Origin of the sequence: Devosia faecipullorum, from assembly GCF_015158295.1 — a bacterium.
GTDB classification, from domain to species: Bacteria; Pseudomonadota; Alphaproteobacteria; order Rhizobiales; family Devosiaceae; genus Devosia; species Devosia faecipullorum.
In genome coordinates, this window is the sequence record NZ_JACDXV010000001.1 from 561507 (window position 1) to 575402 (window position 13896).

Annotated in this window: 12 protein-coding genes; 3 read left to right on the top strand and 9 right to left on the bottom strand. The window is 60.3% G+C overall.

Features of this window, described 5'->3' with window-relative positions; genetic code table 11:
• Positions 1-8 precede the first annotated feature (8 nt).
• Positions 9-1175 (bottom strand): DUF2336 domain-containing protein, encoded by a 1167-nt coding sequence (locus tag H0482_RS02785; RefSeq protein ID WP_193728484.1) that lies wholly within the window; start codon positions 1173-1175, stop codon positions 9-11.
• A 290-nt stretch (positions 1176-1465) separates the two neighbouring features.
• On the opposite strand from H0482_RS02785, the gene H0482_RS02790 reads away from it, so the two are divergent.
• From H0482_RS02790 to H0482_RS02800, 3 genes are all read left to right on the top strand, one after another.
• The gene (locus H0482_RS02790) at positions 1466-2890 is read left to right on the top strand and encodes a mannose-1-phosphate guanylyltransferase/mannose-6-phosphate isomerase (RefSeq protein ID WP_193728485.1); all 1425 of its coding nucleotides are present in this window, start codon (positions 1466-1468) and stop codon (positions 2888-2890) included.
• A gap of 126 nt (positions 2891-3016) precedes the next feature.
• The gene (locus tag H0482_RS02795) at positions 3017-3277 is read left to right on the top strand and encodes a spike base protein, RCAP_Rcc01079 family (protein ID WP_193728486.1); all 261 of its coding nucleotides are present in this window, start codon (positions 3017-3019) and stop codon (positions 3275-3277) included.
• On the top strand, positions 3277-4611 hold the full coding sequence (locus H0482_RS02800) for a hypothetical protein (RefSeq protein WP_193728487.1): 1335 nt from the start codon (positions 3277-3279) through the stop codon (positions 4609-4611). The genes H0482_RS02795 and H0482_RS02800 overlap by 1 nt, the downstream gene beginning before the upstream one ends.
• Before the next feature lie 21 nt (positions 4612-4632).
• Here the strand turns inward: H0482_RS02800 and H0482_RS02805 are convergent, their stop codons facing one another.
• The 8 genes from H0482_RS02805 to gmd form a co-directional block, all read right to left on the bottom strand.
• Positions 4633-5193, bottom strand: coding sequence for an LbetaH domain-containing protein (locus tag H0482_RS02805; RefSeq protein ID WP_193728488.1), 561 nt, complete (start codon positions 5191-5193; stop codon positions 4633-4635).
• A complete protein-coding gene (locus H0482_RS16855) occupies positions 5190-6350 on the bottom strand; it encodes a glycosyltransferase (protein ID WP_193728489.1) in 1161 nt (386 codons plus the stop codon). Before H0482_RS16855 ends, H0482_RS02805 begins: the two co-directional genes overlap by 4 nt.
• The gene (locus tag H0482_RS02815) at positions 6347-7444 is read right to left on the bottom strand and encodes a glycosyltransferase family 4 protein (protein WP_193728490.1); all 1098 of its coding nucleotides are present in this window, start codon (positions 7442-7444) and stop codon (positions 6347-6349) included. Before H0482_RS02815 ends, H0482_RS16855 begins: the two co-directional genes overlap by 4 nt.
• Positions 7441-8553 carry a polysaccharide biosynthesis protein gene (locus H0482_RS02820; protein ID WP_193728491.1) on the bottom strand — a complete coding sequence of 371 codons (1113 nt, stop codon included), beginning with the start codon at positions 8551-8553 and terminating at the stop codon, positions 7441-7443. Before H0482_RS02820 ends, H0482_RS02815 begins: the two co-directional genes overlap by 4 nt.
• 252 nt (positions 8554-8805) lie before the next feature.
• Positions 8806-10032 (bottom strand): hypothetical protein, encoded by a 1227-nt coding sequence (locus H0482_RS02825; protein ID WP_193728492.1) that lies wholly within the window; start codon positions 10030-10032, stop codon positions 8806-8808.
• The gene (locus H0482_RS02830) at positions 9998-11278 is read right to left on the bottom strand and encodes a WcaI family glycosyltransferase (RefSeq protein WP_193728493.1); all 1281 of its coding nucleotides are present in this window, start codon (positions 11276-11278) and stop codon (positions 9998-10000) included. The genes H0482_RS02825 and H0482_RS02830 overlap by 35 nt, the downstream gene beginning before the upstream one ends.
• Positions 11275-12222, bottom strand: coding sequence for a GDP-L-fucose synthase (gene fcl, locus H0482_RS02835; RefSeq protein ID WP_230989419.1), 948 nt, complete (start codon positions 12220-12222; stop codon positions 11275-11277). The genes H0482_RS02830 and fcl overlap by 4 nt, the downstream gene beginning before the upstream one ends.
• On the bottom strand, positions 12210-13289 hold the full coding sequence (gene gmd / locus H0482_RS02840) for a GDP-mannose 4,6-dehydratase (RefSeq protein ID WP_193728494.1): 1080 nt from the start codon (positions 13287-13289) through the stop codon (positions 12210-12212). Before gmd ends, fcl begins: the two co-directional genes overlap by 13 nt.
• Positions 13290-13896: the final 607 nt, after the last annotated feature.

The following is a 13896-nucleotide window of genomic DNA, read 5'->3' on the forward strand; positions in this document are numbered from 1 at the left end:
GGCTTAGATCAAGCCGCCGGCAAGTGCAGCATTTCGGTGCGGGACTGAACAAAGGCCCGCATGACACCCCGCGCCGCCTGCCGGGCGAGGCTCACATTCTGCTCGCTGAGATAGATAAACGTCTCTTCCAGTTCCGCCGGAATGTCGCCTTCGAATTCCGCCAGCAATTCCTCGGTCAGTGCCGTGACCACGTAGTGGCGGGCGGCAAGGTCGTCGGAGAGGTCCGCAATACGCGCATGCATCACCATGCGAACGAACATCCGCGCGACAGCGGAACTCAGCCCGCAGCGGACGAAAAGCGCGTTGAGCGCCGCACGACTGCCGTTTTCGAGGAGCCCGAAGACCTTGTCGCGGCTCACCTGCCCCAGCGATGCCAGGCAGGCGGAAAAGAACATGACATGGCCGGTGACCATGGATTGCAGCAGCAGGCGCGTATTGACCTGATCCGTGCCGATCAGTTGTTCCACAAAATCGGGGGACGCATCGGCTGTCTCGCCAATGACGGACACAGCCATATCGGTGCCGTCCCGCAGCAGCCGGTCCAGCCTCTCGGGGGCGAGAGCGCCTTTTACCAGCCGGCATTGGCGCAGGCTTTCGGCAGCGCGACGCACCAGAACCACGCGCGCTGGCGGCGGCAGGTCGTGGCGAGCCAGCATTGCGCCGCGAAGCTGAGCATCGTCTCCATGCGTGTCCGCCAGCGCTTGCAGGACGGCCGGCGCGAAGGGCACATCCCGCCGGCGCACCAGCCGCAAGGTCAGGCTGTGATCATCGCGCGCCAGCAGCCCGGCTGCGACCCGCTCGCTGACGGTGGCGCGCTGCGCAATCGCCAGCAGCGCCGCCGCGTTCCCTGCCCGCACGATCGGCATGAGATCGGCATCCACAAGCAGAGGCGAGTATTGCAGAATGGCTCGCGAAATGATCGGGCTGTCACGCAGCAATGAGAGGATGATCGGGCGCGGCGCTTCAGTGGAATGCAGCAATCCATAGGCCAGGGCCGCACGCACTTTTACCGAAGGATCATCGAGGAATCCGATCAGGGCCGCATAGAGCGCGGCATGTTCCTCGATGGAACCGCGATGATCGAGATAGGTGAGCGCCGCCAGATGGGCCGCATGCCCTCGCTCATTGCTGTCGCTGGACTGCGAAAAGTCCGCAAAAGCCTGATACCCGATCATTACGCCTACTCCAGCCACGCCGGATAACCTAGAGACGAGAGTTTAAGGAACGGTTCACCATAAGCTCGAGGCCGTGGCGACACGCCTGATTCAGCCCTAGACCTGCACAAAAGGCTCCGCGCACACGGCCTTCCGATTTGTGGCAGGTCGAAGAGAGACGCCGTTAACATCATTTGCTGCGAGCGAATTCGGGTAACCACGGCGGATGATACGTAGTGCCGGAAAAGCGACACCCTCACGAATTTAATGTATATGGTGCCCTTCGACCGACCACCGGAGTAGATAGTTCCATGAGCATTGTCGTTGTTCCTCTGATCCTTGCTGGTGGCCAGGGAACCCGGCTTTGGCCTATGTCGCGTGCCGCGCGCCCCAAACAATTCCTGCCGCTGACGGGGCCGACCAGCCTCTACCAGCAGACGCTCGAACGGATCGCGGACAAGCGCTACGCTCCGGCAGTGGTTATCACCAATTCCGAATACCGCTTCATTGTCGGCGAACAGGCTGCGGAACAGGGCATGGAACTCACCGCCGTTCTGCTGGAGCCTACCGCGCGCAATACCGCAGCGGCCATCAGCGCCGCCGCAACCTATATCGCACAGCATTTCGGCGCTGATGCCGTGATCCACGTCCTGCCCTCCGATCATCAGGTAAATGCCGATGCCGGCTATTGGTCGGCTGTTGACCGGGCCATTGCGGCCGCCGCCGATGGCCAATTGGTCACGTTCGGTATCCGCCCCACCCACCCCGAAACGGGTTTCGGCTATATCAGGTCTGATGCGACGGTCGGCGGCGACGCCAGGCGGGTGGAGCGCTTTGTCGAAAAACCCGATGCCGCCCGCGCTGCGCAGATGCTCGCCGATGGCGGATATTTCTGGAACTCGGGCATGTTCATGCTCGGCTGCGGCCATTTTCTCGCCGAAGCGCAGCGGCTGGCCCCCGACACCCATGCAGCGGCGGAAGCCGCCGTCAACGCCGCCCGAGAAGACCTCGACTTCATCCGGCTGGACGAGACAACCTTCGCCCTGGCGCCGAATATTTCGGTCGACTATGCCATATTCGAAAAGACCGACCACGCCTCGGTCGTGGCGGTGGACTTTGCCTGGTCCGATCTCGGCAGTTGGGATGCCGTTTGGAAAAACGGCTCTGCCGATGCGGCGGGCAATGTCACCCAGGGGGCGGTCACGCTGACCGATGTCTCCAATTCTCTGGTGATAAGCGACCATGCCCATGTGGCGGTCAGCGGTCTCGATGATGTCGCCGTCATCGCCACCAATGACGCGGTCTATGTCAGCCGCGTTTCTCAGGCCCAGCAGGTGGGCGACATGGTCAAGCGCCTGCGCGCCAGAAAGGAGACGGCGTCACTGACGGAAATCCACCGCACAGCCTATCGGCCCTGGGGCGGGTATTCCTCGGTGCTGAACGGGGATCGTTTTCAGGTAAAGCGTCTCTTCGTCAAACCTGGCAAGAAGCTCAGCCTGCAGAAGCACCACCACCGCGCCGAACACTGGATCGTGGTGCGCGGCACAGCCGAAGTGACCGTGGATGGCATTGTGACCACTCTGACCGAAAACCAGTCCATCTACCTGCCACTGGGCTGCGTGCACCGGCTGGCCAATCCAGGGAAAATCCAGCTGGAACTGATCGAGGTTCAGACCGGATCCTATTTTGGCGAAGACGACATTATTCGCATCGAAGACGAATTCGGCCGCGCCTGACCCTCGTTCGCATCGGCGGCACACGCCATGCCCGCCGCCCAGCTTTGAGTGTGTACCAACTTATCCGCCTTACTCCCGCGTCCCTGCCCCCGCGCCATATTGGCGTCTCCAGCATGGGGAGCAATCATGAGCGACCAATATCAAGACATGGCATCTGGCCTGACAGCGCCAGCGTCCGGAGCCTATTCCGTAACGCCCAGCGATAGCGCGGCCCTGTCCATCGTTCCGCGCGCGCTCTATATCGGCATTGGCGGTTCACTGAGCGTTGAGATGAAATGGGGTGGCATCGTCACCTTCCAAAACCTGCCTGACGGGGCGCTGATACCGATCCGCGCGGTCAAGGTATTGGCAGCGTCTACCGCCAGCGCCATTGTCGGGCTTTATTGATGCTGGGGCTCGGTGGAAGTCTGGCGCTGACCGGCCGGGCGGCAATGATCGACATTGGCCAGAGGGTCAGTGTCGGCTCTGTTCCGGCACGTTCGCCCATCGTCGCCTGGGGAGACAGCATGACACGGGGCTACGTGGCCCCAGCAGCTACCCTGTTCGATCCGCCCCGCGCCATCGTCAATCGGGGCGTCGGCCATCAAAGCTCCACGGCAATTGCGGCAAGGCAGGGCGGGATTGCCATCACCGTGACGCTGGCGGGCAATACCATCCCCATGGCATCGCGCCTGACATGGGACTTTTCCGGCGGCTCGGATGGGTGGATCACCACGGACGCGACCAGCGCCATCAACCCATCCAGTGTGAGCATGATCGCCACCGGCCCTGATACCTTGCGGATCACGCAATCGGGTGGTGTGGCCAACGCTTCCGCCCGGCGCTTGCTCGGACCGGCAACCGCGTTCGGCGCCGTTGCCGACAGCATTGTCAGGATCAGTGCCACCGTATCAAGATTCCCGAACCAGGTGCAGGAAATCGGGCTGGTCAATACCGGGAACGCCACCGGCGCAGGCGGCGCATGGGTGACAACGAACCGCTCCTTCGCCAATGGCGTCCGAACAACTCTTGCCAATGCGCTTGCCACCACACCCGCGAATTACCTGGCGCTGGCGGCATGGTTATCCGGCTCGGAAGCCCAGGAATTACTGCTCACCCAGCCGGTCGTCGAAATTGCGACGCCCGTCGCGATAATCGAAAAATCCATCAATGTGCTGTTCGACAGCGGCAATTTCACCGGCACGATCTCCGGCAGACTGGCCGGTATCCATGGCGTCATCAGCACCGATAGCGCGGGCAATTGGAGCTTCCTGCGCGACGATTTCGGCCCGGCAATTTCCTGCCCGCCCGGCTCGGTCTTCGTGCCGGACGAGGCCAATTCGCTGCGGCGCCATACCGCCTGGATCTGGTCGGGGCGCAACAATTTCGTCAATCCGGCCAGCGTCAAGACCGACATAGCGGCCATGGTCGCCCATCTCGGCCACAGCCGCTATCTGGTGGGCAGCATCTGCAATGGCAATTATGAGAGCGAGTTTGCCGGAGGCGCAAATTATGCCACTTTGATGCAGCTCAACGCCGATCTCGCTTCGCTTTACGGCTCGCGCTACGTGGACATACGTAGCGCCCTGATCGCCGCCGCCGATCCAGTGGCGGATGCGATCTGGATTACGCGCGACACCGTGCCGGCATCCCTGCGCACCGACAATATTCACCTCAACCCAGCCGGAAATGCCATCGTGGCACGGGAAATGGTGGCGGCGACGCTGGCGCGGGGCTGGTGACCCGTCGGCGGGGCCGCTGGCTCAGAAGGGTGATCGATCCCTGATCTTGCGGGCCGGATTTCCGGCCCATATTTCCCAGGCCGAAACGTCGTTTACGGCGACCGCCCGCGCCCCGACCAACGCGCCCTCCTTGACGGTCACGCCCGGTCCAACAAAAGCCTCAGTGGCGATCCACGCCTTGCGCTCGATGACAATCGGCCTGGGCTGGAGCTGGAACCAGGCATCGTCGGGATCGTGCGTGCCGCCACAAAGGTGCGCCCGCTGGGAGATGATCGCGTAGTCGCCGACAAATAGGCGGTCCATGCAATAGCAGATCACGCCCGGCCCCATAACCGAATGGGCACCCATTTCCAGATTGGGTGGATAAAAGATGCTGGCTGACGGATAGATTCTGGCCGTCCTGTCGATCCTGGCTCCGAAGCAACGCAGCAACAACCGGCGCCAGGCATGGAAGGGAACCGGGGTCCAGCGCCCGAGCAGCCCCCAAACTGTGCCCCAGGCTAGCCGCAGAAGCCGGTGCTTCAGGGAAAAACTCGGGCCACCCTCACGCGGATTGAGTTGCCTGGCGTCAAGCACGCTCATTTCGTTCTCCTCGCGCGTTCCAATGCCAGCTCAAGATCGGCAGCGGCGGCGTCAATATGAAAGCGCTGCCGGAAACACTCCCTTGCCCGCTCGCCCATCTCGCCGCGAGCCGCAGGCGTCAGCGCAAACCAGCGCCGCAATAGCCCGGCGACACCCTCCGTACTATCCGGTTCGACCAGCCCGCTGCCCGTCGCAGCAATCTCGCGCCAGATATTGACCTTGTCGGTGATCAACACCGGGGTGCCACAGGCCATCGCCTCGGCCACCGCGATCCCGAAATTTTCCTGATGCGAGGGCAAAACAAACGCCTCGGCCCCGTAGAATGCGCCATATTTCGCCGCGCCGCTCAACATGCCGGGCCAGTGGATACGCCCGGCAATACCCGCATCCGCTGCCCAGCCCTGCAATCGCGCCTGCAAGCCGCCGGCATCCGGACCGGCAATGACCAGATCGGTGCCCGGCTGCGCCGAGGCGATTTTGGCGAAGGCCTCGACCAGCAGGTCACAGCCCTTTTTCTCGTGCAGCCGCGACAGGAACAGCAAATAGGGCCGCGCCCCGAGAGCCGGGACCAAGGCATGAAAGGCCTCGCGCTGTGCTGCTGATTCCGGCGGCGGCACCGTCGTCCCATAGGCAATGATCGTTTCCCGATAGGCATGACCGTAGAAGACGCCCCGGGCCGACAATCGCTCTTGTTCGGAGGTGAACAGCACCTCCGAGGCGTCCCGCAAAACTTTACCCTGCCACAAAGTCCAGAAAATCTGTTTTGCGACATGCTTGACCCTATAGGTATCGCGGAACCACGGATCCATCATGCCATGGGTAAAGGCCACATAGGGCAGCCCCGACCTTTGGAGCCCCTGCCAGCTGCCGACAGAAGCGTGGTTCCACAGGCCATGGATCACGGCGGCATCGAAGCGACTGGCATTTCGGGCGATCCAGCGCGCCAGCTTCGGCGTATAGCCATAACGCCTGATCATGCGCCCCTGCGGATGCACCGGGTAAGGAAAGGCGGCGACATGGGCCGAGCCCGGCTCGTCCAGCGTTACCACCTCGGTGTCGTGTCCCCTCATGCGCATGGCGTCGGCACAGTGCATCAGACCTTCCACTGGTCCGCCATCCCGCGGGTCGATGCTGGCAATGACGCGGAGGATGTTCACAATGCCTCCGTCAGCAGTAGCGACAGGTTTTTGCGGAAGCTGTCATCGAGATATGACGCCGTGAGCTTTTGTGCCCCCTTTCGTCCCATGACGGCAGCGCGGCTGGGATTGGTGGCGAGGCGACGCATGGAGGATGCCAGGTCAACGATATTTTCCGGATCGACCACAAAACCGTCCTCACCATCCGTCACGATGTCCCGTGCACCTCCAACATGGCCGCAGATCACTGGAAGCCCATGTTTCCAGGCTTCGAGATAGACGATGCCAAACCCTTCTTTTGTTGACGGCAACACGAAAGCGCTGGCGCGCCGGTAGGCGGCATCACGTTCATCATCGCTGACCCGGCCAAGAAACCTCACGCGCTCGCTCCCCTCGAGCGTTTCACTGAGCGCCTGCAATCGCGGCCGCAAAGCGCCATCCCCGATAATCTCGAGCACCGCCCCGCTTTCTCTGGGCATGAGCGCAAAGGCCTGGAGCAGCTTATCGATATTCTTGCCATGATCATGCGCCTCCATGCGGGTCACGCAGAGAAAGACCGGCTGTTGCGGAGAGGTCGGCTTCACCCTGACAGGGCCGTCTATCGCATTGGGCAATATGGCAAATCTGCTGGCCGGGACGTTGAGGCGCTCCGCCATGATGCGTGCCGTTTCCTGGCTGACCGATGCCACACAAGCGACTGCGCGCAGCAGCGCCGGCTCGTACCAACGCCGGCGCCGATATGCCGGATCGTCCCACACCTCGATGCCATGAACGAATAAAATCAGCCTGAGCCGGGGCTTGAACGCTTTCGCCAGCCAGCCCAAAGGTAGGAGATTGATATGGCCGAGCAGCAGCGTATCGGCGCTGCGAGCCGCCCGCAGCGTGGCCCAGGCAAAGCTGAAACGGTCTGTATCGTACCCCCTCGCCAAGGCCCGCACGTCTTTCGGCATGTCTTGGTCAATATCGCGCAGGACATGGATGCACGGGATTGGGTCAGAGGCGGCGGAAATATCGGCCAGACTCGCCGCCACCCGCCGGTTGAACGCTTGCATGCCGCCAAGGCAAGACCACGCATCGAGCGCCAGAAAAACCACCCTGCCCCCGGCCCTCGTCATGGCCCTGCCTTAACCGGACTTGCGCCCAGCGTCGCAAGATCGGTCCTGTAGGTTCTGGCGAACAGCAGGGCGGAAGCGAGCAGCACCACCACATGGACCGCACTGACCGATACCGCCAAATCAATAGACGTTGCGGCAAATGCGACCGAAACCACAAGACTTGCAGCGCTGCTCACAGCCAGCAGCAGGGCAATGGCCCGGTGAGCGTTGATCGCCGACAGGGGGGAGAAAAGACCTGACCAAAGCATCTCGGCCACGACACCGATTGCCATGAAGCCGGTCAGCGCCGCCACGGGCACCACCTCACCACGCGACAGCAACCCGACACCAAAACCGCCGGCAACCTGCATCAGGCCGAGATAGAGCAACACGCCCCCGGCCAGCAGTGCGGCGTGAAAGCGAAAATAGTTTCGCAGTCGCGGCAAATCCCGCCGACCATAGGCAAAGCTGTATTCGGGTGTGAAGGCGAGATTGATCATGTTGGCGGCGGCTATCCCGAGCCGGCTCACGCTGCGCGTGACCGCATACAGCGTCACCACCACCGGGGTGGCAATGGCCCCCAATATGATGACTGGCCCCTGGATCAGAACTGCATGGCTGATGGGTACCAGCATGTAGCTGAGAGCGGGACCGGCAAGCTCTTTCGCCCGCGAAAGCCGGGCTTGAGAAAAACTGATCTTCAGCCAGGGCACGTTGACTCGAAGCCAGACGAGGAGGAAGACGATATTGCCTATTCTGATGGCCAGGCCAGCGAGAGCCGCCAGCGCCAACCCGCCGCCAGTCAGGGCGACGGCAATGAAGGCCGCCGCCTCGCCAAGTCGCCAGGATGCGGCCAGAACTGTTTCCGCCGCCGCATGGCCTTCGCACCGAATACCGGCATAAAACAGCAGGCAGAACTGATAGAGCAGCAGCGACAGAATATGCGCGCCAAGTACCGCCTTCGCCGCGCCTGCGGCCTCCGGGCCGAGATGCAGCATTGCCTCAATGGGCAGCAGAAAAAGCGCCGCTCCGATCAAAATGCCGACAAAGAGCAGGACCAGTCCAAGCAACGCCAAAATGCTTTGAAAGCTTTGCAGCGCACCGTCCCGGTCTCCGGCGGCAACGCGCATGGCCATGTCGTTCTTGGCGATGAAGGTGAAGCCGAAATCGCTGAAGGCCAGCGCGGCGGGTAAGGCGGTCAGCACAACCCAAATGCCGTAGGATTCGATGCCCCAGGCCGAAATGAGCAGCGGCACCGAACCCAATTGCACGACGATAATCGTCGCCTGACTGTAAAGCTGGGCCGCAAGATTTCGATTTATGGGCCGAACATCTGAAATACGCATCCCCTCACCGATATTTCGACTGCTTTTTGCCGATCGTCACGCAGCCAGTTTCCGTCCCGTTCCCCTGTAAAAAAAGCACACGGAACTCAGAACTCCATAGATCCAATATTGATTGGCATGCGGGGTCTCAAATGCCGATCCATTGGCCGCCATGACCACGACCACATAGATCAGCGGAACAAAAAACCTCCGCATTGACCTGCTCTTGAAGGACAGTGCCGTCAGATGCAGCAGGAAAGCTGCCATCGTCAGAATGAAGAAGGGATAGCCGTATTTCGCTGCAATTCTGAACGAGGATTCCGATATGGCGCCGCCACCTTCGAGCGTCCAAAAACCGACGCCATACCGCAACACCTCGGCATCGTGGCCGTGGCCAAACAGGGGTGCTTGCCCAGCAGCTTCCAGCATGACCGCATTGAGAAGCGCCCGCCCCGCAGTAAAATCGCCGAGATAGTCGGCCTGATCCTGCCCAGCGACGGCCCGCACCGTCTCCATCGCGAAATTAAGCAGCTCTGCATCCAATGTAAAAACGACGATAATTCCGACACTCGTCAAATGAATTACCGATTTCATGCGATTGTCATTGAACAATATTTCCAGAGACAGCGCATAAAAAACCAGAAAAATTGCAATATAGGCTGCCGATGATTTCGATAGCAGGATTATCGAGAGCAAAATTCCGATAAGAAAAAATCTGACGCTCTTGGCGAAAAAGGTCGCGCCGCAAGCAAGAGCCAAAAACACGAGAATCGACAGGTCAATGGCCAGACTGTGCCCTGAAGTCCGCTCGTTCAAAATGCGTAGCCGCGCCCCTGCGGCCAGATCGGCAAATGGATCAGCCAGGGACAGGGTTTCGGCAAGCAACACCGAGAACGCTATTCCTGCGACCAGCACCGCCGCCAGGGCCAGGACGGAAAGGTGCAGCGCTCGGCGGAAATCCATTTGCGACAGCGCATACGAAAACAAAACGATGAAGATATCGGCAGCCAGAATTGCGCCTAGATTGACAAGGCTTGCGGCATTTCCCGCGTAAAACACCAGTAATAGCGATAAAAGCGCGAATTTTGCGATATGGACGGCACTCAGGACAAACGAAGTTCTGACAAAAAACAAATACAGGGAAATTAATACATAGACGACATACACAAAGCTAAAATCAACCAGCAGCAGGAACGGCATAGTGCATGCCAGAGCAGCAACAAAACCAATATTGGATCTTCCGCCGAGTTCACCTCGCCCGAGGATATTGTAATGCTCGTGCATTTTTTCGCTTCCGGACCCTGTTGAGGCAAGTGTTTTCGGCCACCAGCCGCGCTTCCTGCGCGCCGAGAATGGCCTGCCCGTCCCATTTCTGTTCGGCTCTGCGCCGGGCCTCTTCGGCCATTTTGCGATAGCCATTTCCATGTGCCAATTGCATTATCGCGCCGGCAAAAGCGGCGGCGTCGCCCGGCGGCGTCACCAGACCACAACCCTCGACCTCTATGGCCAATCCTGTGCCTTTGTCCGCCGTTGCCACCACCGGACGTCCCGATGCCAATATGCCGGTCAGCTTGGAAGGCAGCATGAGGTCGGCGGCGGTCGCGACTTGCGGCAAGAGGTGAATATCGGCCAGCCCGAGCAGAGCGTTGAACCGCTCCTGTGGTTGCAGGTCGTGGAACTGGATATTGTCCAGCCCAATCGCCTGGCGTTCGAGACTGGCGCGATTTGGCCCTTCGCCGCAGATCACGAAGGTGAGGTCCTTCTGGTTCCGGAGCAGCCGCGCCGCCTCGACCACGATTTCAATGCCCTGCTTATTGGCAATGGCGCCTGAATAGAGCGCCACTTTCTGCGTGGTGATGTTCCATTCCGCCCTATAGGGCGAGGGCTCGTGCATCGGCCGGATCGCCTCAATATCGGCCCAGTTGCGGAACTCGGCGATCCGCTCCGCCGCTACGCCCTTCTCGGCCAATTTTCTGCACATTTGCGGAGAAACGGCGCTGACGCTGTCGAAGGCGCCCAGCACCTTGGCTTCGAGCCAGCGCGCCAGCCACCCGGCCCTCTTGCCATCCTTGAGCAGGCCCATGGCGAAGGCGGCTTCCAGCTCGAAATCCTGAATATGCAGCCAGCTGCGCGCGCCGCAAAGCGCTGCCGCCATCCGGGCAATAGGGGCAGCGATCAGCGATGGCGCAATCGTGAGCACAACGTCGGGACGCCAGGCTATTGCCCTCGATAGTGCTGGAACGAGCGCACTCAGGGCAAAGCTGGCATGATGCAGCAGACGCTTCGCTCCCGATGGGTTGCGCGGGACATAATGCGGCACCCTCGTAATATCGACGCCGCGCTCGATCCCGCGCCCAACGGCCAGCGCATTGTGGCCGTCCATGATTTTCCAGGCTGGATAATAGGGCCGGCCCGCGACGACCTGAACCTTGTGGCCGCGACTGGCAAAGTCCTCGGCCATGCCCGTCGTATAGACGGCGATACCGATTTTTTCAGGCGCGTAATTGAGTCCAATTATGAGGATTTTCATGCGCCGCAGGCCTCCGCCAAATGGGCGAGAAACCAGGAATAGACCTCTTCGATCCCTCTCTTGAGCCCGATCCTCGGTTCCCAACCCAAGCTGCGAAGCTTATCAATTGCCATCAACTTGCGCGGCGTGCCGTCAGGCTTGCTCAGATCGTGCGCCACCCTGCCATCGAAGCCGACTGCGGCGGCGATCATGAGCGTCAGCTCATGAATGCTTATGTCCTCCCCCGAGCCGACATTGACGTGGTCATCGCCCGAATAGGTCTTGAACAGATGCACGCAGGCATCGGCGCAATCGTCCACATGCAGGAATTCCCGCCGCGCCGTGCCCATGCCCCAGATGACGATTTCCTCCGCGCCACGGCCCTTGGCCTCATGCGCCTTGCGGATCAGCGCCGGCATGACATGGCTGGACGCAAGATCGAAATTGTCGCCGGGACCGTATAGATTTGTGGGCATGGCCGAGATGAAATCGTCGCCATATTGGCGGCGATAGGCCTGGCACAGCTTGATGCCGGCGATTTTGGCTATGGCATAATATTCATTGGTCGGCTCAAGCGCGCCGGTCAACAGCGCGTCCTCGCGAATCGGCTGCGCGGCAAATTTCGGATAGATGCAGGAGGAACCGAGAAACAGCAATTTCTTCACGCCGGCCTCGTGGGCCGCATGAATAACATTGGTTTCCATGATCAGGTTGTCATAGAGGAATTCCGCCGGAAAGCTGTCATTGGCGAGAATGCCGCCCACCTTTGCCGCCGCGACGATGACGCCATCCGGCCGGCCTTCGGCAAGAAAGCGCTCCACCTGGTCCTGCCGTCTGAGGTCAACCCGGTCGCGCCCGGCAAGGATTACCTCGCAGCCTTCCCGGGCCAGCCTGCGGACGATGGCACTGCCCACCATGCCCCGATGTCCGGCGACCCAGATGCGCTTGGCTGTCAGGTCAAACATGGCGCGTCCTCCTTCAGTCCGGCGGCTCGCATCGCGCGCAGGTCTTCGCGCACCATTTCGGCCGCCAGTTCGCGCGCTAAAATCGTGGGCTTCCAGCCGAGCTTTTCCCGCGCCTTTGTCGCATCGCCCCGCAGCAATTCCAGTTCCGTGGGGCGAAAATAACGCGGATCGACTTCCACGAGACATCGGCCATTGGCGGCGTCATAGCCTTTCTCCTCGCTGCCCTCCCTCCGCCAGATCAGCACGATGCCGACTTCGGCAAAGGCCCATTCCGCGAAGTCCCGAACGGCATTGGTCTCACCGGTTGCCAGCACGTAATCATCGGCGATGTCCTGCTGAAGCATGCGCCACATGCCATCGACATATTCTCTCGCGTGCCCCCAATCGCGCCTGGCGTCCAGATTGCCGAGATAGAGCCTCTCCTGCCGCCCGAGATGGATTGCGGCCACCGCCCGGGTGATCTTGCGGGTGACAAAGGTTTCGCCCCGCAGCGGGCTTTCATGATTGAAAAGGATGCCGTTGGAGGCATGCAGGCCATAGGCCTCGCGATAGTTCACCACGACCCAATAGGCATAGAGCTTCGCCGCCGCATAGGGTGAACGGGGATAGAAGGGCGTGGCCTCGTTTTGCGGTTCTTCCTGCGCCAGCCCATAGAGCTCCGAAGTCGAAGCCTGATAGAAGCGAACCTTCTCCACCAAGCCGAGAATGCGGATCGCCTCCAAAAGGCGCAGCGTGCCCAGACCATCGGCATTGGCGGTATATTCGGGCGTCTCGAAACTTACCTGCACATGGCTTTGCGCCGCCAGATTGTAGATTTCGTCGGGTTGGCATTCCTGCACGATGCGAACCAGGTTGGTCGCGTCGGTGAGATCACCGTAATGCAGTATGAAGCGCGGGTCGACGACATGCGGATCCTCGTAGATATGTTCGATACGTTCGGTATTGAACGACGAGGATCGCCGCTTCACGCCATGGACGACATATCCCTTTTCGAGCAGAAGCTGCGCCAGATAGGCCCCATCCTGGCCCGTAATGCCAGTGATCAAGGCGACTTTTCTGTTGTTCATGGCCACTTCCCCCCAAAGCCTGCCAGAAAAACAAAGATGAATGTCTATTCACGCCAAATAAAAATACGCGGCCGTGTCGCTCCGTTGAAGCGAAGCCGCAGAATATGCGCACAGGACAGCAAGCGTGATTTTGCTCTCCGCGCTCAGAAGAAGTGAGTATTCTCACTAATGTCACACAACATTTTCAACTTGTCGATAACCATACCTCCACCTTGTGACTATCGGTGGAAAGTCAATCCGCTGGCGTCATATTTCCAGGCGCTGTCGAGAACTCAAAAGCGTAGACCCGTGTCTGAATTTGGACAGTGCAAGCCTCGGCATACACGGCACTGGATCGTGAAGTACGCCACTGCGGCGAGCGAAGGCCCTTCGGGCTCCCGGTGCGAGAACACGGGCCAATCAGATCATCCGTAGTCGAGCCATTTCAAATATGCATAGATACTGGCGCAACACGGTCAGAATATTGAGCGCAGCCACCATCCATCGGAAAAAAAATTCGAATTCATCGGATCGCGCAATAGTTCGGGAGACGTCCGTGGTGATTAAGAATATTCGCGCTGAAGATTACATCGTCAAAGAGCTTGAGCGTCACCAGATTTGACCTGCA

Coding starts and splice junctions, on each gene's coding strand:
- H0482_RS02785 (WP_193728484.1), bottom strand. CDS start 1,175: ATGATCGGGTATCAGGCTTTTGCGGACTTTTCGCAGTCCAGCGACAGC.
- H0482_RS02790 (WP_193728485.1), top strand. CDS start 1,466: ATGAGCATTGTCGTTGTTCCTCTGATCCTTGCTGGTGGCCAGGGAACC.
- H0482_RS02795 (WP_193728486.1), top strand. CDS start 3,017: ATGAGCGACCAATATCAAGACATGGCATCTGGCCTGACAGCGCCAGCG.
- H0482_RS02800 (WP_193728487.1), top strand. CDS start 3,277: ATGCTGGGGCTCGGTGGAAGTCTGGCGCTGACCGGCCGGGCGGCAATG.
- H0482_RS02805 (WP_193728488.1), bottom strand. CDS start 5,193: ATGAGCGTGCTTGACGCCAGGCAACTCAATCCGCGTGAGGGTGGCCCG.
- H0482_RS02815 (WP_193728490.1), bottom strand. CDS start 7,444: ATGACGAGGGCCGGGGGCAGGGTGGTTTTTCTGGCGCTCGATGCGTGG.
- H0482_RS02820 (WP_193728491.1), bottom strand. CDS start 8,553: ATGCGCGTTGCCGCCGGAGACCGGGACGGTGCGCTGCAAAGCTTTCAA.
- H0482_RS02825 (WP_193728492.1), bottom strand. CDS start 10,032: ATGCACGAGCATTACAATATCCTCGGGCGAGGTGAACTCGGCGGAAGA.
- H0482_RS02830 (WP_193728493.1), bottom strand. CDS start 11,278: ATGAAAATCCTCATAATTGGACTCAATTACGCGCCTGAAAAAATCGGT.
- fcl (WP_230989419.1), bottom strand. CDS start 12,222: ATGTTTGACCTGACAGCCAAGCGCATCTGGGTCGCCGGACATCGGGGC.
- gmd (WP_193728494.1), bottom strand. CDS start 13,289: ATGAACAACAGAAAAGTCGCCTTGATCACTGGCATTACGGGCCAGGAT.